The organism is Streptomyces sp. NPDC007929, assembly GCF_042959065.1.
Taxonomy (GTDB): domain Bacteria; phylum Actinomycetota; class Actinomycetes; order Streptomycetales; family Streptomycetaceae; genus Streptomyces.
In genome coordinates this window covers 131,896-157,343 of the sequence record NZ_JBIBKD010000011.1, presented here as the reverse complement: position 1 = coordinate 157,343, position 25,448 = coordinate 131,896, and the positions used below count along the sequence as shown (strand labels likewise).

General features: G+C 73.2%; 17 protein-coding genes. 8 read left to right on the top strand and 9 right to left on the bottom strand.

The window, feature by feature from the left end; all coding sequences use genetic code 11:
• Positions 1 to 124: 124 nt before the first annotated feature.
• On the top strand, positions 125 to 4,756 hold the full coding sequence (gltB, locus tag ACFZDE_RS32190; protein WP_391206179.1) for a glutamate synthase large subunit: 4,632 nt from the start codon (positions 125 to 127) through the stop codon (positions 4,754 to 4,756).
• Positions 4,749 to 6,212: a glutamate synthase small subunit gene (locus tag ACFZDE_RS32185; RefSeq protein ID WP_391002166.1), complete on the top strand. Its 1,464-nt coding sequence runs from the start codon at positions 4,749 to 4,751 to the stop codon at positions 6,210 to 6,212. Before gltB ends, ACFZDE_RS32185 begins: the two co-directional genes overlap by 8 nt.
• 131 nt (positions 6,213 to 6,343) lie before the next feature.
• Here ACFZDE_RS32185 and ACFZDE_RS32180 read toward each other — a convergent pair whose 3' ends face one another.
• From ACFZDE_RS32180 to ACFZDE_RS32170, 3 genes are read right to left on the bottom strand one after another with little or no spacing between them, the layout of a single operon-like run.
• The gene (locus ACFZDE_RS32180; protein WP_391002168.1) at positions 6,344 to 7,312 is read right to left on the bottom strand and encodes an ATP-binding cassette domain-containing protein; all 969 of its coding nucleotides are present in this window, start codon (positions 7,310 to 7,312) and stop codon (positions 6,344 to 6,346) included.
• Positions 7,309 to 10,041 carry an ABC transporter permease gene (locus tag ACFZDE_RS32175; RefSeq protein WP_391205971.1) on the bottom strand — a complete coding sequence of 911 codons (2,733 nt, stop codon included), beginning with the start codon at positions 10,039 to 10,041 and terminating at the stop codon, positions 7,309 to 7,311. Before ACFZDE_RS32175 ends, ACFZDE_RS32180 begins: the two co-directional genes overlap by 4 nt.
• Positions 10,041 to 13,379 carry an FtsX-like permease family protein gene (locus ACFZDE_RS32170; RefSeq protein WP_391205968.1) on the bottom strand — a complete coding sequence of 1,113 codons (3,339 nt, stop codon included), beginning with the start codon at positions 13,377 to 13,379 and terminating at the stop codon, positions 10,041 to 10,043. Before ACFZDE_RS32170 ends, ACFZDE_RS32175 begins: the two co-directional genes overlap by 1 nt.
• A 138-nt stretch (positions 13,380 to 13,517) precedes the next feature.
• Between ACFZDE_RS32170 and ACFZDE_RS32165 the strand changes: the two genes are divergently transcribed.
• The 3 genes from ACFZDE_RS32165 to ACFZDE_RS32155 all read left to right on the top strand — a co-directional run bounded on the left by ACFZDE_RS32165 (position 13,518) and on the right by ACFZDE_RS32155 (position 16,811).
• Positions 13,518 to 14,246, top strand: coding sequence for an ATP-binding cassette domain-containing protein (locus tag ACFZDE_RS32165; RefSeq protein ID WP_391002174.1), 729 nt, complete (start codon positions 13,518 to 13,520; stop codon positions 14,244 to 14,246).
• Positions 14,247 to 14,309: 63 nt separating this feature from the next.
• Positions 14,310 to 15,044, top strand: a complete 735-nt coding sequence (locus ACFZDE_RS32160) for a VWA domain-containing protein (RefSeq protein WP_391205965.1) — start codon at positions 14,310 to 14,312, stop codon at positions 15,042 to 15,044.
• A 111-nt stretch (positions 15,045 to 15,155) separates the two neighbouring features.
• A complete protein-coding gene (locus ACFZDE_RS32155; RefSeq protein ID WP_391205962.1) occupies positions 15,156 to 16,811 on the top strand; it encodes a cytochrome b N-terminal domain-containing protein in 1,656 nt (551 codons plus the stop codon).
• On the opposite strand, the gene ACFZDE_RS32150 is transcribed toward ACFZDE_RS32155, so the two are convergent.
• Together ACFZDE_RS32150 and ACFZDE_RS32145 are read right to left on the bottom strand one after the other, a co-directional pair.
• Entirely contained in the window at positions 16,786 to 17,745 is a 960-nt protein-coding gene (locus ACFZDE_RS32150; protein ID WP_391205959.1) for an acyl-CoA dehydrogenase family protein, read from the bottom strand. The two genes, ACFZDE_RS32155 and ACFZDE_RS32150, sit on opposite strands and share 26 nt — an antisense overlap.
• A gap of 457 nt (positions 17,746 to 18,202) precedes the next feature.
• Positions 18,203 to 19,342, bottom strand: coding sequence for an acyl-CoA dehydrogenase family protein (locus tag ACFZDE_RS32145; protein WP_391205956.1), 1,140 nt, complete (start codon positions 19,340 to 19,342; stop codon positions 18,203 to 18,205).
• Between the two features lie 48 nt (positions 19,343 to 19,390).
• Here ACFZDE_RS32145 and ACFZDE_RS32140 point away from each other — a divergent pair, with 48 nt between their 5' ends.
• The 3 genes from ACFZDE_RS32140 to ACFZDE_RS32130 are packed head-to-tail and all read left to right on the top strand — an operon-like array spanning position 19,391 to position 21,988.
• Positions 19,391 to 20,179, top strand: coding sequence for an SDR family oxidoreductase (locus ACFZDE_RS32140; RefSeq protein WP_391205953.1), 789 nt, complete (start codon positions 19,391 to 19,393; stop codon positions 20,177 to 20,179).
• A gap of 13 nt (positions 20,180 to 20,192) precedes the next feature.
• On the top strand, positions 20,193 to 20,807 hold the full coding sequence (locus ACFZDE_RS32135) for a TetR family transcriptional regulator (protein WP_391002184.1): 615 nt from the start codon (positions 20,193 to 20,195) through the stop codon (positions 20,805 to 20,807).
• Between the two features lie 23 nt (positions 20,808 to 20,830).
• Entirely contained in the window at positions 20,831 to 21,988 is a 1,158-nt protein-coding gene (locus tag ACFZDE_RS32130; protein ID WP_391002186.1) for an acetyl-CoA C-acetyltransferase, read from the top strand.
• Here ACFZDE_RS32130 and ACFZDE_RS32125 read toward each other — a convergent pair.
• The 4 genes from ACFZDE_RS32125 to ACFZDE_RS32110 are packed head-to-tail and all read right to left on the bottom strand — an operon-like array spanning position 21,972 to position 25,403.
• Positions 21,972 to 23,024, bottom strand: coding sequence for a nitronate monooxygenase (locus ACFZDE_RS32125; RefSeq protein WP_391205950.1), 1,053 nt, complete (start codon positions 23,022 to 23,024; stop codon positions 21,972 to 21,974). The two genes, ACFZDE_RS32130 and ACFZDE_RS32125, sit on opposite strands and share 17 nt — an antisense overlap.
• On the bottom strand, positions 23,021 to 23,740 hold the full coding sequence (locus ACFZDE_RS32120; RefSeq protein WP_391002190.1) for a CoA-transferase: 720 nt from the start codon (positions 23,738 to 23,740) through the stop codon (positions 23,021 to 23,023). Before ACFZDE_RS32120 ends, ACFZDE_RS32125 begins: the two co-directional genes overlap by 4 nt.
• A complete protein-coding gene (locus tag ACFZDE_RS32115) occupies positions 23,737 to 24,654 on the bottom strand; it encodes a CoA-transferase (RefSeq protein ID WP_391205947.1) in 918 nt (305 codons plus the stop codon). The genes ACFZDE_RS32120 and ACFZDE_RS32115 overlap by 4 nt, the downstream gene beginning before the upstream one ends.
• Positions 24,651 to 25,403: an enoyl-CoA hydratase family protein gene (locus ACFZDE_RS32110; protein ID WP_391205944.1), complete on the bottom strand. Its 753-nt coding sequence runs from the start codon at positions 25,401 to 25,403 to the stop codon at positions 24,651 to 24,653. Before ACFZDE_RS32110 ends, ACFZDE_RS32115 begins: the two co-directional genes overlap by 4 nt.
• Positions 25,404 to 25,448: the final 45 nt, after the last annotated feature.

Sequence of the window (25,448 nt, the reverse complement as noted above, 5' to 3'; positions counted from 1 at the left end):
ACGGACTATCCCGGTTCCCGAGAACCGCTCCATCATGTAACCTGCACGAAATTTTGCGATCACGCGAGGGCCAACGTCGTCCCTCGGCACTTGCACATGCCAGATGACGACGACGGGAGAGCCGATGCGTACGCCGCGCCAGCCGTCCCAGCATTCCGCGAATGGCCAGAACTGGTCCTTCATGGATGCTCGCCCTGCTGCGCAGGGTATGTACGACCCCCGCAACGAGCACGACGCCTGCGGCGTCGGCTTCGTCGCCACCCTCACCGGCGAGGCGTCCCACACCCTGGTGGAACAGGCTCTGACCGTTCTGCGCAACCTCGAACACCGCGGCGCCACCGGCTCCGAGCCCGACTCCGGCGACGGCGCCGGCATCCTGTCGCAGGTCCCGGACGCCTTCTTCCGTGACGTGGCCGGATTCGAACTGCCCGACGCCGGTTCCTACGCCGTCGGCATCGCCTTCCTGCCGGAGGACTCCACCGCCGACGCCGTCTCACAGATCGAGACGATCGCCGCCGACGAGGGCCTCACCGTCCTGGGCTGGCGCGAGGTGCCCGTCGCACCCCAGCTGCTCGGCGCCACCGCCCGGTCGACCATGCCGGTCTTCCGCCAGATCTTCGTCGCCGACGGCTCCGCGACGCCCGCCACGGACATCGCCCTCGACCGCAAGGCCTTCGTGCTGCGCAAGCGCGCCGAGCGCGAGGCCGGCGTGTACTTCCCGTCGCTGTCCGCGCGGACCATCGTCTACAAGGGCATGCTGACCACCGGCCAGCTGGAGCCCTTCTTCCCGGACCTGTCCGACCGCCGCTTCGCCTCCGCGATCGCGCTCGTGCACTCCCGGTTCTCGACGAACACCTTCCCGTCGTGGCCGCTGGCCCACCCCTACCGCTTCGTCGCGCACAACGGTGAGATCAACACCGTCAAGGGCAACCGCAACTGGATGGTGGCCCGCGAGTCGCAGCTCGCCTCGGACCTGTTCGGCTCTGCCGACGATGGGCACAGCGGGTCCGACGGCAAGACCATCGACCGGATCTTCCCGGTCTGCACGCCGGACGCCTCCGACTCCGCCTCCTTCGACGAGGTCCTCGAACTCCTGCACCTGGGCGGCCGCTCCCTGCCGCACTCCGTGCTGATGATGATCCCGGAGGCGTGGGAGAACCACGACTCCATGGACCCGGCCCGGCGCGCCTTCTACCAGTTCCACTCCACGATGATGGAGCCCTGGGACGGCCCGGCCTGTGTCACCTTCACCGACGGCAAGCAGGTCGGCGCGGTCCTCGACCGCAACGGCCTTCGCCCCGGCCGCTACTGGGTCACCGACGACGGCCTCGTCGTCCTCGGCTCCGAGGTCGGCGTCCTGGACATCGACCCCTCCAAGGTCGTCCGCAAGGGCCGCCTCCAGCCCGGCCGCATGTTCCTCGTCGACACCGTCGAGCACCGCATCATCGAGGACGACGAGATCAAGGCCGAACTCGCCGCCGAGAACCCCTACGCGGAGTGGCTCGAGGCCGGCGAGATCGAGCTCGAGGACCTGCCCGAGCGCGAGCACATCGTGCACACGCACGCCTCGGTCACCCGCCGCCAGCAGACCTTCGGCTACACCGAGGAGGAGCTGCGCGTCCTCCTCGCGCCGATGGCCAAGGCCGGCGCCGAGCCGATCGGCTCCATGGGCACCGACTCGCCCATCGCCGCCCTGTCGGACCGCCCCCGTCTGCTCTTCGACTACTTCACCCAGCTGTTCGCGCAGGTCACCAACCCGCCGCTGGACGCCATCCGCGAAGAACTCGTCACCTCCCTGCGCTCGTCGCTGGGCCCCCAGGGCAACCTGCTCGACCCGAACGCGGCCTCCTGCCGCAGCGTCCTGCTGCCCTTCCCGGTCATCGACAACGACGAGCTGGCCAAGCTCATCCACATCAACGCCGACGGCGACATGCCCGGCTTCAAGGCCGCGACGCTCTCCGGCCTGTACCGGGTGCACGGCGGCGGTGAGTCGCTGGCCGCGCGCATCGAGGAGATCTGCGCCGAGGCCGACGCCGCCATCGACAACGGCGCCCGCCTGATCGTCTTGTCGGACCGCCACTCCGACGCCGAGCACGCGCCGATCCCGTCGCTGCTGCTCACCGCGGCCGTCCACCACCACCTCATCCGCACCAAGCAGCGCACCCAGGTGGGCCTGCTGGTCGAGGCCGGTGACGTCCGCGAGGTCCACCACGTCGCCCTGCTCATCGGCTACGGCGCCGCCGCCGTCAACCCGTACCTGGCGATGGAGTCCGTCGAGGACCTGGTCCGCGCCGGCACCTTCCTGCCCGGCATCGAGCCCGAGCAGGCCATCCGCAACCTGATCTACGCCCTCGGCAAGGGCGTGCTGAAGGTCATGTCGAAGATGGGCATCTCCACCGTCGCCTCCTACCGCGGCGCCCAGGTCTTCGAGGCCGTCGGTCTCGACGACGCCTTCGTGGAGAAGTACTTCAACGGCACGGCCACCAAGATCGGCGGTGTCGGCATCGACGTCGTCGCCAAGGAGGTCGCTGCCCGGCACGCCAAGGCCTACCCGGCCTCCGGCATCGCCCCCGCGCACCGCGCGCTGGAGATAGGCGGCGAGTACCAGTGGCGCCGCGAGGGCGAGCCGCACCTGTTCGACCCGGACACGGTCTTCCGGCTCCAGCACTCCACGCGCTCCGGCAAGTACGACATCTTCAAGAAGTACACCGAGCGGGTGAACGAGCAGTCCGAGCGGCTGATGACGCTGCGCGGCCTGTTCGGCTTCAAGTCGGACCGGCAGCCGATCTCCATCGACGAGGTCGAGCCGGTCTCCGAGATCGTCAAGCGCTTCTCCACCGGCGCCATGTCGTACGGCTCCATCTCCCAGGAGGCGCACGAGACCCTCGCCATCGCCATGAACCAGCTGGGCGGCAAGTCCAACACCGGTGAGGGCGGCGAGGACCCGGAGCGCCTGTACGACCCGGCCCGCCGGTCGTCCATCAAGCAGGTCGCCTCCGGCCGCTTCGGTGTGACCTCCGAGTACCTGGTCAACTCCGACGACATCCAGATCAAGATGGCCCAGGGCGCCAAGCCCGGCGAGGGCGGCCAGCTGCCCGGCCACAAGGTCTACCCGTGGGTCGCCAAGACGCGTCACTCGACGCCGGGCGTGGGCCTGATCTCCCCGCCCCCGCACCACGACATCTACTCGATCGAGGACCTGGCCCAGCTGATCCACGACCTGAAGAACGCGAACCCGCAGGCGCGGATTCACGTGAAGCTGGTCTCCGAGGTCGGCGTCGGCACGGTCGCCGCGGGTGTCTCCAAGGCGCACGCGGACGTCGTCCTGATCTCCGGCCACGACGGCGGCACCGGCGCCTCGCCGCTGACCTCGCTGAAGCACGCCGGCGGCCCCTGGGAGCTCGGCCTCGCCGAGACCCAGCAGACCCTGCTGCTCAACGGCCTGCGCGACCGCATCGTCGTGCAGACCGACGGCCAGCTCAAGACCGGCCGTGACGTGGTCATCGCCGCGCTGCTGGGCGCCGAGGAGTTCGGTTTCGCGACCGCGCCGCTCGTCGTCTCCGGCTGCGTCATGATGCGCGTCTGCCACCTGGACACCTGCCCGGTCGGCATCGCCACGCAGAACCCGGTCCTGCGCGAGCGCTACTCCGGCAAGGCCGAGTACGTCGTGAACTTCTTCCAGTTCATCGCCGAAGAGGTCCGCGAGATCCTCGCCGAGCTGGGCTTCCGCTCCATCGAGGAGGCCGTCGGCCACGCCGAGACCCTCGACGTCTCCCGGGCCGTCGACCACTGGAAGGCCCAGGGCCTGGACCTGGAGCCGCTGTTCCACGTGCCCGAGCTGCCCGAGGGCGCGGTGCGCCACCAGCTGATCGCACAGGACCACGGCCTGGAGAAGGCGCTCGACAACCAGCTCATCAAGCTGGCCTCGGACGCGCTCTCCGCTTCCGGCGCCGCCGACGCCCAGCCGGTGCGCGCCCAGGTGCAGATCCGCAACATCAACCGCACGGTCGGTACCATGCTCGGCCACGAGGTGACGAAGAAGTTCGGTGGCGCGGGCCTGCCCGACGACACCATTGACATCACCTTCACCGGCTCCGCGGGCCAGTCCTTCGGCGCCTTCGTGCCGCGCGGTGTCACGCTGCGCCTGGAGGGCGACGCCAACGACTACGTCGGCAAGGGCCTGTCCGGCGGCCGGATCGTGGTCCGCCCGGACCGCTCGGCCGACCACCTCGCCGAGTACAGCGTCATCGCCGGCAACACCATCGGCTACGGCGCCACCGGCGGCGAGATGTTCCTGCGCGGCAAGGTCGGCGAGCGGTTCTGCGTCCGCAACTCCGGCGCCACGGTCGTCTCCGAGGGCGTGGGCGACCACGGCTGCGAGTACATGACCGGCGGCCACGCGGTGGTCCTCGGCGAGACGGGCCGCAACTTCGCGGCCGGCATGTCCGGCGGTATCGCGTACGTGATCGACCTGGACCGCGACAACGTCAACGTCGGCAACCTGGACGCCGTCGAGGCGCTGGACGACGCCGACAAGCAGTGGCTGCACGACGTGGTTCGCCGCCACCAGGAGGAGACGGGCTCCACCGTCGCCGAGAAGCTCCTGGCCGAGTGGGACACCGCCGTCGAGCGGTTCAGCAGGATCATCCCCAGCACCTACAAGGCAGTGCTCGCCGCCAAGGAAGCCGCCGAGCGAGCCGGTCTCACCGAGACCGAGACCCACGAGAAGATGATGGAGGCGGCGATCAATGGCTGACCCGAAGGGCTTCCTCAACCACGGGCGCGAGCTCGCCAAGTCCCGCCCCGTCGAGGAGCGCGTCAAGGACTGGAACGAGGTCTACGTCCCCGGTTCCCTGCTGCCCATCATCAGCAAGCAGGCCAGCCGCTGCATGGACTGCGGCATCCCGTTCTGCCACAACGGCTGTCCGCTCGGGAACCTCATCCCCGAGTGGAACGACTACGCCTACCGCGAGGACTGGGCGGCCGCCTCGGAGCGCCTGCACGCGACGAACAACTTCCCGGAGTTCACGGGCCGGCTCTGCCCCGCTCCCTGCGAGGCGGCGTGTGTGCTGGGCATCAACCAGCCGCCGGTCACCATCAAGAACGTCGAGGTCTCGATCATCGACAAGGCGTGGGAGACCGGGGACGTCGCCCCGCAGATCCCCGAGCGCCTGTCCGGCAAGACCGTCGCGGTCGTCGGCTCGGGCCCGGCGGGACTCGCCGCCGCCCAGCAGCTGACCCGGGCCGGTCACACGGTCGCCGTCTACGAGCGCGCGGACCGCGTCGGCGGCCTGCTGCGCTACGGCATCCCCGAGTTCAAGATGGAGAAGCGGCACATCAACCGCCGCATCGAGCAGATGCGCGCGGAGGGCACCCGCTTCCGCACCGGCATCGAGATCGGCCGCGACCTGAAGGCCACGGACCTGAAGAAGCGCTACGACGCGGTCGTCCTGGCCGTCGGCGCCACCACGGCCCGTGACCTGCCGGTGCCCGGCCGCGAACTCAAGGGCATCTACCAGGCCATGGAGTACCTGCCGCTGGCCAACAAGGTGCAGGAGGGCGACTTCGTGGCGCCCCCGATCTCGGCCGAGGGCAAGCACGTCGTGGTCATCGGCGGCGGCGACACCGGCGCGGACTGCGTGGGCACCGCCCACCGCCAGGGCGCGGCCTCCGTCACGCAGCTGGAGATCATGCCCCGCCCGGGCGAGGAGCGGAACGCGGCCTCCCAGCCGTGGCCGACCTTCCCCATGCTGTACAAGGTCACCTCGGCCCACGAGGAGGGCGGCGAGCGGGTCTACTCCGTCTCCACCACCCACTTCGAGGGCGACCAGGACGGCAACGTCCAGTGGCTGCACCTCACCGAGGTGGAGTTCATCGACGGCAAGCTGACCCCGAAGCCGGGCTCCGAGCGCAAGATCCCCGCGCAGCTGGTCACCCTCGCCATGGGCTTCACCGGCACCGACCGGGACAACGGCCTGGTCGAGCAGTTCGGGCTGGAACTCGACGAGCGCGGCAACATCGCCCGCGACGGCGACTACCGGACCAACGTGCCGGGCGTGTTCGTCGCCGGTGACGCCGGCCGCGGCCAGTCGCTCATCGTCTGGGCGATCGCGGAGGGCCGCTCGGCGGCGCGCGGCGTGGACCGCGCGCTGACAGGTACGAGCGAACTGCCGGCCCCGATCCGTCCGACGGACCGCGCACTGATGGTCTGACCGGCACGCGGTCCGGCCTCCCGTGGTCCGACCGCACCTCACAGAACGTCCCGCACAAAGGCGTGCGGAACACTGACGGCGCCTGCCCCGTGTCCCCGACCGGACGAAGGGGCGGGCGCCGTCGCACGTCCTCAGCCGTTCTCGGTCCCGTCCTGGTGCGGCCACACCTGGATGTGATCCTCCTCCAGCTCCAGCAGCACCCGGTCCGCCATGCCCAGGGCCGCGGTGTACTCGGCCGGCAGCTGGAGGCGGCCCGCGCGATCGAGCATCGCGTACTCACGGGCCACCAGAGACTCCTGCCCCGCCTCGTCGACCTCCGTACGGCGCAGGACCTCCGTCGAGGTGCGGCCGTCACGGATCGCGACCGTACGGCGGACCTCCCCGGCGACCGCCTGGTCGTGCGTGACGATGACGATCGTCGTCCCCAGCTCCTCGTTGGCCCGGCGGAACGCCGCGAACACCTGCTGCCCGGTCGCCGAGTCCAGCTCGCCCGTCGGCTCGTCGGCCAGCAGCACGGCCGGGGCGTTGGCGAGGGCGACGGCGATCGCGACGCGCTGCTGCTGGCCACCGGACATCGCCTGCGGACGCCGGTCCCGGCAGTCGGCGACCCCGAGCAGGGACAGCAGCTCCTCCGCCCGCCCGGCCCGCTTCCGCCGGGAGACACCCGCCAGCTGCATGGGCAGGGCGACGTTCTGCGCGGCCGTCAGATACGGCAGCAGATTGCGGGCCGTCTGCTGCCAGACGAAGCCCACCACCTCACGCCGGTACCGCAGCCGGGCCTTGGCGTCCATCGTCAGCAGATCGCGGCCGGCGACCCTCGCCGCGCCCGCGGTCGGGACGTCCAGCCCCGCCAGGATGTTCATCAGCGTCGACTTGCCGCTGCCCGACGCCCCCACCAGGGCCATCAACTCGCCCTCCCGGACGAGGAGATCGAGCCCCTGGAGCGCCTGCACCTCCACCGCGTCCCCGCCGCCGCGCTTGGCGAAGATCCGCACCAGCCGGTCGCAGGCGATCAGGGCATCGTGCCCGTACGCGGGCCGGTCGCGGTGCTGCGTGGCGCGCCGCTGAAGTTCCGCCAGCGATTCCGTCGTGGCGCTCATCGCATGTCTCCCGCCCTGAGGTGAGTGATCGGTGTCCGGCGTCCCGCCCACCAGGCCTGCGCGACGGCCACCGCCCCGGCCAGCAGCACCGCGCCCACGGCCGGCAGAGCCAGTGACCACAGGTCGGTCCGCAGCACGGCGTCCGGCGGCGTCACGCCGGAGGCGTCCGCCAGCGCGAGCCGGTCCAGGTCGATGCCGGGGGCGAGCAGTCCCACCGTGGCCCAGCCGACGGCCATGCCCCCGGCTGCCGCGAGCAGCGTCTGGGGCAGCGCCTCCAGGCCGAGCAGACGCCGTCCCTGGCGGGTCGTCATACCAAGGGTGCGCAGCCGGGCCAGCAGCGCGGCCCGCTCCGGCGCGGCCCGCAACAGCCCGAGCACCAGGGCCAGCACGGCGTAGCCCGCGCCCGCCGCGACGGCCCAGACGTAGATCCGCTCGGCACCGGCCTGCAACGGCGCGTCGGACAACGCCGCCCGTTCCTCGCTCCGCAGCGTCACCGACAGGCCGGAACCGACGCCGCGCACGGCCGCCCGCAGCTCCTTCGCGTCGAGCCCGGAACCGGCCGCCAGCAGCACCGACGGCCCGGGGGAGCCCTTCAGGGCCGCCGCGTCGACCAGGAGGAACTCGCCCTCGGGCACGGCCGGGGTACGCGGACGCACCGCGGTGATCCGCACCGTGAGCGGCCCGGCGTCGGTCACGATCCGGCGCGGCGCCCGCCCGAGCCGCTCGGCGACCTCCGGCGAGGCGACCGCGCCCAGCACCCCGTCCCGCGTCCGCAGCCGGTCGGCCGCGAAACCACCCAGCCCCACCCGCCCGGCCAGCTCCCCGTACGCGTCCGGCTCGACCCCGGCCACGGTCAGCGACCGCGCCTCGTCCGAGTCGCGCTCCGAGGCGAACTCGACACCCACGGCCGTGACCTGCCGCACCCCCGTCACCTCACCCACCGACCGCGCCAGGCCCGCCGGGAGCGGGGAACCGTCGGCGGTGGCGACCAGCGCGTCCGCGCCCGTCGCCAGCAGCGCGGCCCGGTCCCGTGCCTCCGCCACGCCCGCCAGCACGGACCCCCCGAACGCGGCCGTCGTCAAGGCCGTCAGCAGGGCGAGCAGCGGCAGTGTCGCGACCGCCGCCGGGGAGCGGCCGGCGCGGGCCAGGGACAGAAAGCCCACCACACCGCGCAGCCGCCCGGCCGGTCCCGCCGCCCAGCGCAGGGGCAGCGGGTACAGCCGGACCAGGACCAGCGCCGCGACCAGGGCCACGAGCACCGGGGCCGCGCTCACCAGCAGATCACCGTCCCCGGCCGGGCCCCGGCGGCGCAGCGTCAGCACCGAGCCGGCCGCCAGCACCAGCAGGGTCAGCTCGGCGACGGTACGGCGTCCGCCCGGCCTGGCCCCGGCCAGGTCGTCGCGCCCCTGGTGCGCCCGCGGTCTGCGATGCGCCAGAGCCGCCCGCACCGGCAGCGCGACGCAGGCGAGCAGCGCCACGGCACCCGCCCCGAGGACGGCGGGCAGCAGCCGGGCCTCGTCCACGACCACTACGGCGAGCAGCAGACCGCAGGCCGCGGCGGGCAGCGCCGGTACGGCGTTCTCGGCCAGCAGCCGCCCGGCGATCCCGCGCAGGGAACCGCCCCGGGCCCGCAGCAGGGCGAGTTCCGCGTCACGGCGGGCGGCGGCCAGACCCCCGCTCATCGCCACCACCACGAAGGCCACCGCGGTGATCCCGAAGGCCGCCACCGCGACCACCGGCGCGACCGCGTCACGCGTCTCGGTGTGGGCGCCCACGACCTGCTCCAAGCCGGTGGACACCTGCGCGGTCGGACCGGCGACGGCGCGCATCCGCACCAGGCCGGGCCCGTCCTCCAGGGACGCGATCCGGCCGGCCAGCGCCGAGGTGTCCGCCCCGGTGAGCCGCCCGGTCGCGGGCGCGAACCGCCAGTACCGCTCCGGCTCCCCCTGGCCGCCGAGCAGGGCCGGGGCGGCACCCGGCGCCAGCAGGACGCCCGCCTCCCAGTAGAACTGCGGTGGACGGCCGCCGTCGCTCGCCATGGCCGGGGTCCGCAGAACGGGTTCCGCGGACCAGTAGCTCCGCTCCGGATGCCGGGGCTCCAGGACGCCGGTGACGCGGACGGTCAGCGGCCCGTTCACGAAACCGCCCAGCGTGAGGGTCGAACCGGCCCGCAGCCGCAGCGTGCGGGCCGTCTCGGTGGTCACGGCCCCTTCCACGGTCCGGGTGTCCACGCTCACCGAGCCGTCGGCGGTGGGGAGCCGGCCCTCGCGCACGGTGGCGTGGCCGGCCGCGTCCGACTGCGCGAGCAGGGTGAACCGGGGCAGCAGCCCGTCGGGCCGGGGCAGCCACGCGTCCAGCGCCTTCAGGCTCTTGCCGGTCCGCACCCCGTACGCCGACTCGGCAGGGTCCACCCGCAGCGGCGCGGGCAGCAGCTCCCGCGCCGCGCCGTCGATCGCCGCGAGGGCATCCGGCCGGAACTCGTCGGCCCGGTCCTCCTCCGCCAGGTTGAGACCGGGCTGCTCCGTCTTCAGCTCCAGCACGGTCGACTCGGGAGCGGCACGCGCGACGGCCTGGCGCAGCCCGTCCGTCTCGTACGCCTCGACGGCCCGGGGCAGGACGGCCGCGAGGAACGCCGTGACCAGCACCAGCACCCCGAAGACGGCGGCCTGCCAGGGCGCGGCCCGCAACCGGGTCCGCACCCAGGAGGCCCCCTGCGCGTTCGGCGGCATCAGCCCTCCCCCTGGTGGCGGAGCGCGACCGCCGGTTCCGTACGGCGCAGCGCCGCCACGACGGTGATCAGCAACAGCGGGGCCGCCACCCCCGCGACGAGCAGCGCCACCTGAGACACCGGCAGCTCCACCAGGACCGGCGGGAGAGGCCGTGCGGCACCGGAGGTCAGCACGATCAGCGGGACGACGGCCCGGGTCAGGATCGTGCCGAGGCCGAGCCCGGCGAGCAGTCCGGCACCGATGAGCAGGCTCTGTTCCGTGGCGACCAGCCGGGCGAGATCCCGGCGGGGCGCACCCAGGGCGCGCAGCACCGCGAACTCCGCTGACCGCTCCCGCCGGGCACCGGCGGCGCTCACCGCGAACCCCCCGGCGGCCAGGGCCACGGCGGCCACCGCCACCGCCGCCAGTGCCGAGCGCGGACCGGCGCCGAGCGGGTCACGCAACAGCTCGGCCGCGGTCTCGTCCCGCACCAGCACCTGCCCGGGCTCGATGTCGGGGCGGGCCCTGAGCGCCGCGGCGACCTCGGCCTCCTTGCCGGGCGCGGTGCTCACCCACCACTCGGTGGGGGTCAGCGGTGTACCGGCCCGCTGCGCCAGTACGGCGTCGACGGCCCGCAGATCGAGCAGCAGCGCCCCGCCGGACACGGACTCACCGGCCGCGTCGGTGGTGGTCGTCGGCAGCTCCTGGACCGACCGCACGATCCGCACGCGCAGTTGTTCCCCGGACACCGGTACGTCGATGGTGTCGCCCACCCGGGCTCCCGCCGCTCGCAGGAAGTCCCGGCCGGCGACGGCGGCGAGGGTACGCGGCACCTCGGCCCCGGTGGTGTCGACCCGGACGGTGTAGACCGGCTGGGCGCCGTAGCCCACGTCGTGGTGGGCGCCGGTGCCGTAGGAAACGGCCAGCGGCGTGCTCCCCGACGCGGCGGGCCTGGTGGCCCCACGGGAGACGACCTCGCCGTTCTGTGTCACCACCCGACTGCCCTGCCAGCGTGTCCCGGCGGGCACGGCAACGGTCCGGGCGGTGCCGTCGCCGCCGGTGGCGAGCAACTTCTCGACGGTGAAACGGTGTCGTTCGGGGCGGTCGGCGGGAGAGGTGTCGTCGAGCTGCAACCCGGTCAGCCGCAACGGTCCGGCCGGGGTCGCCCGGCCGCCCGCCGAGGTCCCGTCCAGGTCGAGCGCGACCCGGTGGACCCGGCCGTCCACCGGGACGGTGCCGCCACCGAGCCGGTATCCGATGCCGTACCGGTCCTCGACGACCACCGTGAGCAGCGGTGCGCGATCGGAGGGGGAGCGCCCGGTCCGGGCCCGCTCGTCGGTGATGCGCACGTCGAGGGCGATCCGCCGGGTGCCGTCGGGAAGCAGCACGGCCCGGTCCTGGTCCGGCGCGGGCGGCGCCAGGGCCCGCAGCAGCCGCTCCGGGGGCTCCTCGGACAGGTCCTCGCGCATCAGCATCGCGTCCCGGGCGTGTGCCGTGTCCAGGGCGAGGACCGTCGCCCGGCGGTCCCCGGACAGGCTCACGGTGGCGCGGTGCGCGGGGGCGGCGGCCACGGCGCCGGGCAGCGCGGCGTAGAGCCCCGTCTGCCCGGGGCTGCCCGGTCGGTGGTCGAGCACCCGCACGGCGGCACCCGTCGCGAAGTCGGCCTGATCGTCCTGCGACCGGTCCCAGGACGCGCCGTGCCCGATCGCCAGCATGCCCGTCGCCACGGCGATGACCAGCAGCAGCACCGGGCCCGCCCCGCGCAGCGGACGCCTGCTGAACTGCCAGCCCGCCAGCGCCGCGGGAAGTCCACGCCCGCTCGCGGAGCGCCGCTCGGCGAGCCGGGCCACGAGCGGCAGCAGACGCAGCGTCAGCACCGTGCCCGCCAGCAGCGCCAGCGCGGGCGCCGCGACCAGCAGCGGATCGATGCCCAGATCCCCGGCCCGGTCCCGGCTGAGCACCCCACCGCCGGTCGCGTCGGTCTGCCGGTCGAGCTGCCAGTAGGCCACACCCGCGATCAGCAGCAGCCCCACGTCGGCCCCGGCCCGCACGGGCGCGGCCGACGTCGCGGCCCGGACCCGCCGCAGCCGTACGGGAGTTCCCGTCCGCGTCGCCGCGAGCGCGGGCGCCACAACGGCCGCCGCGCAGGCCGCCGCCACCCCGCCCGCGACCAGCCACACCAGGCCCACCGGCGCGGTGTCCAGCCGCAGCCCGACCCGGTCGAGCGAGGACCAGCGGGCCAGCAGCCGGGCCAGCGGCCCGGACAGCAGCGCGGCACAGACCGCGGCCGGTACCGCCAGCAGCAGCGCCTCCAGCGCGGCGAGCCCGGCGATCCGCCCGCGTGATCCGCCCCGGGCCCGCAGCAGCTCGGTCTCACCCGCCCGCTCGCCGCCCAGCAGCCGGGCCACCAGCAGCAGCGCGTACCCGGCGAGCAGCACCAGCTGCACCGAGACGATCATCAGCGTGGACCGGGACACCAGCAGGCCCCGCTCGGTCCGGTCGAGCACCTCGGGCAGCCCCGTGCGCACATCCGCGTCGCCCCCGAGCGCCCGCTCCTCGCGCAGTTCCCCGGCCGCACGCACCGATGCCGAACGGAGCGCGCCGATGGAGTCGGTCGTCAGGGTGCCGAAGTCTGCCGTCGCCACCCAGCCGGTGACGTCCTCGGAGACCCGGCCCGAGGCGGGCACCGACCCGTGGGTCAGCAGCGGCCCGTACGTGGTGAAGGCGACGGTGCGCACACCCCGGCCGCCGAGCGGGTCGGCCTGCCAGTAGGGATCGGAGCTGTCGGCCGCCCGGTACACGCCGGTCACCCGGATTCGGAGCGGCGCACCGCCCAGCCGGTCGGTCAGTGTGATCCGCGCCCCGGGCCGCAGCTTCAACCGGTCGGCGGCCGCCTCGGGCAGGGCCACGGGCACGGCGGCCTCGCGGGATGCCGGGACCGGGCCCGGCAGGGTGCCCGACAGCAGCTTGATCCGGGACCGGTCGAGGGCGGCGAGGTGCGTGAGGTCGGGGTCCCCGGCGCGGGCCTCGGCACTCTGCAGGGACCGGGGCAGCGCGTACGGCCCGGACCGCTCCAGCCTCCGCACGGTCACCGGCAGTCCGCCGAACGCGTCCCGCGCCCCCCGCACCACGGCCCGCTGCGCCGCGTCCCGCCGCTCCCGGGGCACGTCCGCCTCGACCACGAGGGAGGCGGAGGACGCGGCCCGGCCGCTCAGGGCGCCACGCAGCGCCGCGTCCCCGACGGAGCCGGAGTAGGCCGTGAGCGCGGAAAGGACCGAGGTGGTCAGCAGGACGGCGAGCAGGGCGGCGGTGAGCAGCAGCCGGTGCGCGCGCAGGCGCAGCAGCAGTAAGCCCGTCACTCTTCCCCCACCCGTCGCGCGAGCCGCACTTCCCCCAACACGGCATGCATATCACGGAGTTGCCTGACCTATACAAGAGTTCGAACGTGAATCGTCCCGCTCTTGACCATGCGGGTCACTTCCGTATGGGATGCGGAGATGACCGAGAAGACCAGCCCGGGGCCCGGCACCACCCTCGCCGACCCGCCCGGGGAGCCGATGCTGCGGGTGGAGGACCTGCACCACTCCTACGGCACGGGCGCCGCGGCGGTGCACGCGCTGCGCGGGGCCTCCTTCACCGTCGGGCGCGGTGAACTCGTCGCCCTCAAGGGCCGTTCGGGCTCCGGCAAGTCGACGCTGCTCCATCTGATCGGCGGCCTCGACTCCCCGCAGCGCGGCCGTGTCGTGGTGGACGGCACCGATCTGTCCACGCTCGGCGAGAGCGAGCTGCTGGAACTGCGCCGGGACCGGATCGGTTTCGTCTTCCAGTCCTTCGGGCTCATCCCCATCCTCACCGCCGCCGAGAACGTGGGCGTGCCGTTGCGGCTGCGCCGGGCCGAGCCGCGTGAACGCGAGGAGCGGGTGGCGCTGCTGCTGGCGCTGGTGGGCCTGGCCGGCCACGAGACGCAGCGGCCCGCCGAGCTGTCCGGCGGACAGCAGCAGCGGGTCGCCATCGCCCGGGCCCTCGCCAACAGCCCGGCCCTGCTGCTCGCCGACGAGCCGACCGGCCAGCTCGACGCCGCGACCGGCCTGGCGGTGATGGAACTGCTGCGGGCGGTGGTCCGCAGCGAGGGCGTCACGGCCCTGGTCGCCACCCACGACCCCCAACTGCTCGGCCTGGCCGACCGGGTGCTGGCACTGAGCGACGGAGCGGTCGTCGAGGAGTGACCGGCGGCCCCCCGGGTCGTCGTGGAGATCGGCGCGGTCGCCGGGAGTGAGAGGATGCGGCCCATGGTCGCGATCAGTCTGAGCAAGGTGCAGGAGTCCGCTCCCGCCTTGGTAAACCTCTACAAGAGCGCCGGGGTGTGCCTGACGAAGCACGGCCTCGACGGGCTGCGGGCCGCGGTCTACCTGGTGGTCGACTACTCCGGCTCGATGAAGCCGTACTACAAGGACGGCAGTGTGCAGGCGCTGGCCGAGCGGGTGCTCGGGCTGTCGGCGCACCTGGACGACGACGGCAGCGTGCCCGTGGTGTTCTTCTCCACCGACGTCGACGCCGTCACCGATATCGCACTCGCCGACCACCGGGGGAAGATCGAACGGATCGTGGCCGGGCTCGGGCACATGGGGAAGACCAGCTACCACCTGGCGATGGACGCCGTGATCGACCACTACCTCGACAGCGGGACGACCGAGCCAGCCCTGGTGGTCTTCCAGACCGACGGCGGCCCCATCAACAAGCTCGCCGCCGAACGGTACTTGTGCAAGGCGGCCAAGCTGCCGCTGTTCTGGCAGTTCATCGGGTTCGGTGACCCCGGCAGCAAGCAGTTCGACTTCCTGCGCAAGCTGGACGAGCTGGCCGTGCCGGGCAAGCGGGTCGTCGACAATGCGGGCTTCTTCCACGCGGGGGAGGACCCCCGGAAGGTCCCGGACACCGAGCTGTACGACCGGCTGGTGGAAGAGTTCCCGAAGTGGCTGGTCGCCGCGCGGGCCCAGGGCATCGTCCGGGACCGCGGCAGCCGCTGAACCCGGGCTCGCTCCCCTGGCCCAACCACCCCGCCCCTTGGCCCACGCCCCGTTTGCACGGCCGCGCCGCCGTGCCACGCTGGGAAGGATCCGACGGGGAGGCGACGACGTATGGGCGACGACGGCGCACGACGGGTGTACGGGACGGACTCCGCGGCGCGGAGGCCACCGGCCGGCAAGGGCGAGAAGCTCGCCGACTGGGCGGACGGACGGCTCGGGCTCTACGGCCTGGCCAAGGCCAACATGCGCAAGGTCTTCCCGGACCACTGGTCCTTCATGCTGGGCGAGGTCACCCTCTACAGCTTCGTCGTGCTGATCCTCACCGGCGTCTACCTCACCCTGTTCTTCGAGCCCAGCATGCAGGAGGTCGTCTACGACGGCTCCTACACGGAGCTCAACGGCGTCCTGATGAGCAGGGCGTTCGAGTCCACGCTGGACATCAGCTTCGATGTGCGCGGCGGGCTGCTGATCCGCCAGATCCACCACTGGGCGGCCCTGGTCTTCATCACCGGCATGCTGGTGCACATGATGCGGGTGTTCTTCACGGGCGCCTTCCGCAAGCCGCGCGAGCTGAACTGGCTCTTCGGCTGGACCCTGCTGATGCTCGGCATCATCACCGGCCTGACCGGCTACTCCCTCCCCGACGACCTGCTGTCCGGCACCGGCATCCGCTTCGCGCAGGGCGCGATCCTGTCCATCCCGATCGTCGGGACGTACCTGTCGTTCTTCCTGTTCGGCGGGGAGTTCCCGGGCGAGGACATCATCTCCCGGCTGTACCCGGTCCACATCCTGCTGCTGCCCGGGATCATGCTGGGTCTGGTCACCGCCCATCTGATCCTGGTCTTCTACCACAAGCACACCCAGTTCCCGGGGCCCGGGCGCAAGGAGCGGTCGGTCGTCGGGATGCCCTTCCTGCCCGTCTACCTGGCCAAGGCCGGGGGCTTCTTCTTCCTCGTCTTCGGCGTCCTGACGGTGATGGGCGCCCTCGCCCAGATCAACCCCGTGTGGGCCTTCGGCCCCTACCGCCCCGACCTGGTCACCACCGGCGCCCAGCCCGACTGGTACCTCGGCTTCTCCGAGGGACTGATCCGGGTGATGCCGGGATGGGAGATCAACCTCTGGGGGCACACGCTCGTCCTCGGCGTGTTCATCCCCTTCTCCCTCTTCCCGCTGATCCTGCTCGCCCTCGGCCTGTACCCCTTCATCGAGGCGTGGATCACCGGCGACAAGCGCGAGCACCACATCCTGGACCGGCCGCGCAACGCGCCCGTGCGCACCGGCCTCGGCGTGGCCTGGCTGACCCTCTACGCCGTCCTGCTGATCGGCGGCGGCAACGACATCGTCGCCACCCATCTGCATCTGTCCATCAACGTGATCACCTGGTTCGTGCGGATCGGCGTCTTCGTGCTGCCGGTCGTCGCCTTCATCGCCACGAAGAAGATCTGCATGGGCCTCCAGCGCCGCGACCGCGCCAAGGTGCTGCACGGCAGGGAGACCGGCACGATCAAGCGGCTGCCGACCGGCGAGTACATCGAGATCCACGAGCCCCTCGCGCAGGCCGAGCTGCACACCCTCACCCAGCACGAGCAGCACCCGCCGTTCGAGGTCGGGCGCGAGGTCGACGCGGGGGGTGTCCGCCGCAAGGTCAAGCGGTCCGAGCGGCTGCGGGCCCGGCTCGCGCACGCCATGTACGGGCCCGACGCGCGGATCGAGAAGCCGACGGTGGAGGAGTACCGGGAGATCACCAGCGGCGATCACCAGCACTGACCACCACGGACCTGCACTCCTCGGGCGTGCCCCAGGCCGTGCGCAGGGCCCGGGCCTTGGTCAGCCACAGCGACAGGCCGTACTCGGCGGTGTAGCCGATCGCCCCGTGCAGGTGCAGCGCGCTTCGGGCGGTGGCGTACGCCGCCTCGCACGCGGCGGCCTTGGCGGCGGCCACGTCGGCGGGCGCCATGGTCAGCGCGGCGCCGAACACCAGCGGGCGCGCGAACTCCAGGGCGATCCGCGCGTCGGCCAGCCGGTGCTTGACCGCCTGGAACGACCCGACGGGGACCCCGAACTGGATGCGCTGCTTGACGTATCCGACCGTGGTGTCGAGCAGCGCCAGACCGACTCCGAGGGCCTGTGCGGCGGTGGCGAGACGGGCCCAGGTCAGGGCCTCGCCGTCGGCCAGGGCGAGGGGGGCACCGCCGGGGAGGAGCGGGGTGAGGCGGCGGGCCGGGTCGAGGGAGGGGCGGACCGGGCCGTGGCCGGGGGAGAGGCGGATGCGGCCGGACCCCCAGGAGATCCGCAGGTCGGCCGCGTCGCCGTCCAGGGCGTACGCCCCGTCCCGGGCCACCGTCGCCATCGCCTTCCCGGACGCCAGCCCGGGCAGCAGCCGTTCGGCGGTCCCCGGGTCCGCCCCCGTGAGCAGCACCGCAGCCGTGACCGTCTCGACCAGCGGGCCCGGTACGGCGTGGCGCCCCAGCTCCACGAAGGCCGCGGCCAGCTCGACCGGCCGCGGGCCCAGGCCCTCGTACGCCTCCGGCACCGCCAGAGCGAACACGCCCGCGTCCGCCAGCCGCCCCCACAGCACCCGCCCCCTCGCCTGCTCCCCCCGGCTCCAGTCCCGTATCACCGCCGGAGTGTCAGCCGCCGCCAGCAGCCCGCCCACCGCCGCGACAAAGTCCCGCTGCTGGTCATCGAGAAGGAAACGCATCGGGGTGCCCCTTCCATGAAGCGCCGTCATCGACGACGCCCCTTCCGTGATCCGCCGTCATCGGCGGCGCTGCTCTGTGGGGCGCCCGGGGGTGCCAGTTTCCGTGATGCGCCGTCATCGGCGGCGCTCCTTTTGCGGGGCCTCCGAATCGGGGCGTTCCTCCCACGGGGCGCCCGTCATCGGCGGCGTCCCCCCTGTGGACGTGCCGGGGCGCCCCGTTCGCGAAGCGCCGTCACCGGCGGCGGCTTTCCATGGAGCGCGAGCCGTCAGCCGCGCCGATGCGTGGAGCGCCCGGCAGAGGCGGTAACCCCTTCCGCGGAGCGCCCGGTCCGGCGGAGTCCTCCGGGGGCGCCGGCCATCAGCGGCCCCCTTCCACACAGCGCCGGCCATCAGCCGCGCCCTTCCCCCAGAGCGCTTCGGCCATCAGCCGCGCCCTTCCCCCGGAGCGCCGCCGGCATCAGCGGCGTCCCTTCGGCAGGCCGAGGAGGCGTTCGGCGATGATGTCGCGCTGGATTTCGTTCGTGCCCGCGTAGAGGGGGCCGGCGAGGGCGAAGACGTAGCGTTCCGCCCAGGCGGTGTCGGCCGACTCGGCTTCCGGGCCGAGCAGATCGAGGGCCGTTTCATGCAGCGCGATGTCCAGTTCGGACCAGAAGACCTTGCTGAGGCTCGACTCGGGGCCGGTGCTCCCGCCGTCCAGGAGCCGGGAGGCGGCCGCGTAGGTGAACAGCTGGTAGGCACGGGCGCCGATCAGCGCGTCGGCCACCCGGTCCCGCGCCGACGCGGGGCACCCCTGCCGCCGCCACAGCGCCTCCAGCCGACCGGCCGAGGCGAGAAAACGGCCGGGGGAGCGGAGCATCAGACCCCGTTCGTTGCCCGCCGTCGACATCGCGATCCGCCAGCCCTGGCCCGGCTCGCCGATCACGTCCTCGTCGGGCACGAACACCTCGTCCAGGAACAGCTCCGCGAAGGCCGGTTTGCCGTCGAGGCGGGCGATCGGGCGGACCGTGACGCCCGGGGCGCGCAGCCCGAACATCAGGTACGTCAGACCCTGGTGGGGCCGCGCCGCGTCCGGGTCGCTGCGGAACAGACCGAAGGCGCGATCGGCGAACGCGGCCCGAGAGGACCAGGTCTTCTGGCCGGACAGCAGCCAGCCGCCGTCCGTGCGCACGGCCCTGGCCCGCACGGACGCCAGGTCCGAACCGGCCTCCGGCTCCGACCAGGCCTGCGCCCAGACCACCTCGCCGCAGGCCATGGACGGCAGGATCCGGGCCCGCTGCTCCTCGGTGCCGTGGTCGAGGAGGGTCGGGGCGAGTAACTGGATGCCGTTCTGACCGACCCGGCCCGGCGCGTCAGCCGCCCAGTACTCCTCCTCGAAGAGCAGCCACCGCAGCAGCCCCGCGGCCCTCCCGCCGTAACGCGAGGGCCAGTTGACGACCGACCAGCGGTCCGCGGCCAGCTCCGCCTCCCAGCGGCGGTGGGCGGCGAAACCCTCCTCGGTCTCCAGGGAGGGCAGGGGCACGCGCGGCACGTGCGCGTGCAGCCACTCCCGCACCTCGGCGCGGAACTCCTCGTCCGCCGGGGAGAACGCCAGGTCCATGCCCGCCCCTCCTTCCCTAACAAGTGTTTGGTAGGTTAGCGTGAGCCCATGACAGACGTCGAGAGCCCGGACTACGTGCCCGGGCACGGCCTGCTGAAAGGGCGCAGCGCCGTCATCACCGCGGCGGCCGGTGCGGGCATCGGCGGGGCCACGGCGCGGCGCTTCCTGGAGGAGGGCGCCCGCGTGCTCATCAGCGACGCGCACACGCGACGGCTGAAGGAGTACGAGACCCTGCTCGCCGCGGAGTTCGGCAGACGGTCGGTCACCGCACTGCCCTGCGACGTCACCGACGAGACCCAGGTGCGCGCCCTCTTCGAAGCGGCCGCGGCGGAGCACGGGCGCCTCGACGTCGTGGTCAACAACGCCGGTCTGGGCGGCACCGCGGAGCTCGCCGACATGACCGACGCGCAGTGGTCCCGCGTCCTGGACGTCACGCTGAACGGCACCTTCCGCTGCACCCGCGCCGCCCTGCGCCTGATGCGTGAGTCGGGAGGAGGCGTGATCGTCAACAACGCCTCCGTCGTCGGCTGGCGCGCCCAGGCCGGACAGGCGCACTACGCCGCCGCGAAAGCCGGGGTGATGGCGCTGACCCGGTGCGCGGCGCTGGAGGCCGCCGCGTACGGCGTCCGGGTCAACGCCGTCTCGCCGAGCCTCGCCCTGCACCCGCACCTGGTGAAGGTCACCTCGGCGGAACTGCTGACGGAACTGACCGGGCGCGAGGCCTTCGGCCGGTACGCCGAGCCCTGGGAGGTGGCCAACGTCATCGTGTTCCTGGCCTCCGGCTACTCCTCCTACATGACGGGCGAGGTCGTCGCCGTCAGCAGTCAACACGCCTAGGACAATGGACGACGTGCCGACCAAGAAGAAGCCCCAGGTGAGCGCCGCGGCGCCCGCGCGACGCCGTGAACTCCTCGACACCGCCGCCGAGGTCTTCGCCGAACAGGGCTACAACGCCACCACCGTCCGCAAGATCGCGGACCACGCGGGGATGCTCGCCGGGAGCCTCTACTACCACTTCGACTCCAAGGAATCGATGCTGGAGGAGATCCTGCGCACCTTCCTCGACGAGCTGTGGGACGGCTACGACACCGTCCTCGGCGCCGGACTCGGACCCCGCGAGACGCTGAAGGCCCTGGTCACCGAGTCGTTCCGGGAGATCGACCGGCATCGCGCGGCCGTCGCGATCTACCAGAAGGAGAGCAGACAGCTCGTGGCGCAGGAGCGGTTCGCGTTCCTCGCCGCGTCGCAACGCCGGTTCGAGAAGGCCTGGCTGTCCACGCTGGAGCGCGGCGTCGAAGAGAGCGCCTTCCGGGCCGACCTCGACGTCCGGCTCACCTACCGGTTCGTGCGCGACACGGTCTGGGTCGCCGCGTCCTGGTACCGGCCGGGCGGACAGCACAGCCCCGAGGAGATCGCCCGGCAGTACCTGTCGATGGTGCTGGACGGGATCGCCGTACGCGAATAACCCCTAGGTGCGAGGGAGTCGTCATGGCCGAGGCCTACATCGTCGAAGCGGTCCGCACGCCCGTCGGGCGGCGCGGGGGAGGGCTGAGCGCGGTCCACCCGGCCGACCTCGGCGCGCACGTCCTCAAGGAGCTGATGGACCGCTCGGGCATCGACCCGGCCGCCGTGGAGGACGTCGTCCTCGGCTGCCTGGACGCGGTCGGGCCGCAGGCCGGGGACATCGCCCGGACCTGCTGGCTGGCGGCCGGGCTGCCCGAGGAGGTGCCGGGTGTCACCGTCGACCGGCAGTGCGGCTCCTCGCAGCAGGCCGTGCACTTCGCCGCCCAGGCCGTGCTCTCCGGCACCCAGGACCTGGTGGTCGCGGGCGGCGTGCAGAACATGTCGATGATCCCCATCGCCTTCGCCACCCGGCAGGCCGCCGAACCGCTCGGGCTGACCCAGGGCCCCTTCGCGGGCAGCGCCGGCTGGCGGGCCCGGTACGGCGACAAGCCCGTGAACCAGTTCGTCGGCGCCGAGATGATCGCCGCGAAGTGGGGCATCAGCCGACGGGACCAGGAGGAGTTCGCCCTGCGCTCCCACCAGCGGGCGGTGCGGGCCGTCGACGAGGGCCGCTTCGGCCGCGAGAGCGTGCCGTACGGGGAGGTCACCGCCGACGAGGGGCCGCGCCGGGACACCAGCCTGGAGAAGATGGCCGGGCTCAAGCCGGTCCTCGACGGCGGCACCGTCACCGCCGCCTGCTCCTCACAGGTCTCCGACGGGGCGGCGGCGATGCTGCTCGCCTCCGAGCGGGCCGTGCGCGACCACGGGCTCACCCCCCGCGCCCGTGTGCACCACCTCTCGGTGCGCGGCGAGGACCCGATCCGGATGCTCACCGCCCCCATCCCGGCCACCGCCCACGCCCTGAAGAAGACCGGCCTGACCATCGACGACATCGACCTCGTCGAGATCAACGAGGCCTTCGCCCCGGTCGTCCTGGCCTGGCTGAAGGAGACCGGCGCCGACCCGGACCGGGTCAACGTCAACGGCGGCGCCATCGCCCTGGGCCACCCCCTCGGCGCGACCGGCGTCCGGCTCATGACGACCCTGCTGCACGAACTGGAGCGCACCGGCGGCCGGTTCGGCCTGCAGACCATGTGCGAGGGCGGCGGCCAGGCCAATGTGACGGTCATCGAACGGCTGTGAGCCGCGCCAGCGTCTCGTCGGCCTCCTTCATGATCCGCTCCAGCAGTTCCGCGCACGACGGCAGGTCGTCGATCACCCCGGCGACCTGCCCGGACGCCATCACCCCCAGATCCGTACGGCCGTCCACCATCGCCGACTTCAGCAGCATCGGCGTGCTCGCGGCGAGCAGCACCTGGCTCCACGACAGGTCCTTGCCGCGCCGCAGGGCGAGCCCGTCGCGGACCAGTCGCGGCCAGGTCAGCCCGGCCAGCCGCCGGAATCCGGCCGCCGCGCGCACCGCTCGCACCAGCGCCCGGGCCCGGCCGGTGTCCTCCAGGGCGGCCACCAGTTCCGTCCGCAGCATGCGGTGCGGCAGCCCGTCCACCGCCCGGGTCACCGTCACATCCCGCACGGTCGCCGCGAGGTAGCGCGCCTTCACCGCGTCCGGCACGGTCGAGTCGGACGTCAGCAGGAACCGCGTGCCCATCGCCACGCCCGCCGCCCCGTAGGCGAGCGCCGCGGCCAGCCCCCGCCCGTCGAAGAAGCCACCCGCCGCGACCACCGGGATCCGCACCGCGTCCACCACCTGCGGCAGCAGCACCGTCGTGGCCACCTCACCGGTGTGCCCGCCGCCCTCCGCGCCCTGCACCAGCACCGCGTCCGCGCCCCACGCCTGGACCTTCTCGGCATGCCGCCGCGCGCCCACGGTCGGCATGACGACCACCCCGGCCTCCTTGAGCTCGCCGATCAGCTCCCGGGACGGGGCGAGGGCGAAGGAGGCGACACGGACGCCCTCCTCGATCAGGATCCGGACGCGGTCCCCCGCGTCGGCGGCGTCCGCGCGCAGGTTCACCCCGAACGGCGCGCCGGTGCGCGCCTTCACCTCCCGCACGGCGTCACGCAGCCGGTCCGGCGTCATCGTCGCCGAGGCCAGGATGCCCAGGGCGCCCGCGTTCGCCGAGGCGGACACCAGACGGGGACCGGCCACCCAGCCCATCCCGGTCTGCACCACCGGATGACGGACACCGGTCAGCCGGGTCAGCGCCGTCCCCCTCACGCGGCGACCTCCCGGGCCCGGGCCCCGGCCGGGTCGAGCACCTCGCGGATCAGCCGGAGCTCCTCATCCGTCGGCTCCCTGGTCGCCGGCACCTCGTCCGGCACGGTCAGCTCGAAGCCCGTCGCCTCCCTGACCTGCCCGATCGTGACGCCCGGGTGCAGCGAGGCCGGCCGCATCGAGCGGTCGGGGGTGGCGAAGTCGAAGACGCCCAGGTCGGAGACGACCCGCCCGATGCGGTGGTAGCGCGCCCCGGCCGCACGGTCGTAGCCGACCCCGCAGACCATGTCGACGCGCTCCACGAAGACCCGCCGGGAGTGCTTGGGGATCCAGTAACTGGTGGGGTTGTTCAGGGTGTTGACCGGGGCGCCGCGCACCCCGAGCAGCTGTCGCCGAGGCCGCTCCCAGTCGCCGACGCACGCGATGTTCTGGTTGCCGAACCGGTCGATCTGGCTCGCGCCCATCATCACGTGCCGCCGCCCGCCCGTGACCCAGTCCAGATGCTCGCGGTACGGCAGCCAGCCCTCGGGTGTGCCGTCCGGGCGGACGAGCAGGGCCTCGCCGTCGGTCAGCAGCAGCTCCGGGGCGAAGGTGAGCCGGGCCAGCCGGGCGCCGATCGAGGGGATCAGCCCCATGGGGCTCGCCAGCACCTCGCCGTCGCCCCGCCAGGCCTCGGCGCAGGCGATCACGCAGTACTCGGCGCGGGTGGGCCCGGTCATGTCCCCTCCCGCCCGGTCGCCTGGTACGCCTGTTCCCGCCCGGTCGCCTGGTACGCCTGCTCCCGCCCGGCCGTCCGGTACGCCTGCTCCCGCACGGCCGCCTGGTACGCCTGCTCGTCCCCGGTGAGGAACCCCGCCTCGAACTCGGGCCAGGGCGTGGTCGCGTACCTCTTCTGGAAGGCCTCGTCCCGGCCGTAGTCGGGCGCGCAGGACGTGAAATGCGCCCCGTTCGGCGCCTCGACGACCCCGGTGACCGTGTGGCGCCGGATCAGCAGCGTCTGGGGCGGGCCCTGCTTGGTCAGCTCGGCCGTCTCGACGACCCGCTCGCAGCTCACGTACGCCGTGTCGGCCGCCGCGCAGAACAGGTCGTCGAAGTACGGGTCCGGGCCCAGGTACTGGCCGTTGCCCGAGCGGTCGGCGCGGTTGACGTGCACCAGGGCCGCGTCCATCCGCAGGGCGGGCACGGCGACGAACGTCTCCCCGTCCTCGTAGGGCGAGGTGACCGTCCGCAGGCCGGGGTTGACCCGCATCACGTCCGAGCCGAACCCCGCCCGCACCGGCAGGAACGGCAGCCGGTTCGCCGCCGCCCGAAGCCCCCACAGGAACATCGCCTCGTCGATCTCCGTCAGCTCGAAGGCGCCCCGCTCGCGGGCCGCCCGGTAATGCGGCTCCAACGGGATCGAGTCCAGGGTGACGAACGCCGTCACCAGCCTCCGGATCCGCCCTGCGGCGGCCAGCATGCCCACGTCCGGGCCGCCGTAGGAGACGACCGTGAGGTCGGTGACGTCCGACCTGAGCAGCGCTCTCACCAGGGCCATCGGCTTGCGGCGCGAGCCCCAGCCGCCGATGCCGAGGGTCATGCCGCTGGACAGCCGGGAGACGGCCTCGTCCGCCGGCATCGTCTTGTCCCTCATCGCGCTCCCTCCTGCCCGAACCGGTCCCGGACCCGCGCCCCCACCCCGCTGAGACCCGCCTCGAAGGTGAAGCCCTGCTCGAAGCGGTAGCTGCGGCGCACGTCCACGGGGTCGATGCCGTTGAGCGCCGCCTTGGCCAGACGCAGCAGCCGCCCGTCCTTGGCGGCGATCTCCCGGGCCAGCTCCAGTGCGGCGGCGGGCAGTTCGGCGCGCGGCACCACCCGCCACACCGAACCGTGCGCGTGCAGCTCGGCCGCGCTCGCCGTACGGGCCGTGTAGTACAGCGCCCGCATCAGGTGCTGGGGGACCAGCCGGGCCAGGTGCGTGGCCGCGCCCAGGGCGCCGCGGTCCAGCTCGGGCAGCCCGAACACCGCGTCCTCGCTCGCCACGATCGCGTCCGCGTTGCCCACCAGCCCGATGCCGCCGCCCAGGCAGAAGCCCCGCACCGCCGCCACGACCGGCACCTCGCACTCGTAGACCGCCGCGAAGGCCTCCGCGCAGCCGCTGTTCACCCCGCGCAGCGCGCTGTGCTCCCGGTCGTCCGCCTGCAACTCCTTGATGTCCACACCCGCGTTGAACCCGCGCCCCTCGGCGGCGAGCACCACGCACCGCACCTCCGGGTCGCGCCCGGCCGCTCGCACCGCGTCGGCCAGGGCGAACCAGCCGGCCACCGGCAGGGCGTTCACCGGCGGGAAGTCGACCGTGACGACGGCGATGCCCTTTTCCCCGCACGAGGTGGAGACACCCATGGCCGCATCAGCTACCTTTCCACCAAACGTTTGTTAGGTGAAAGG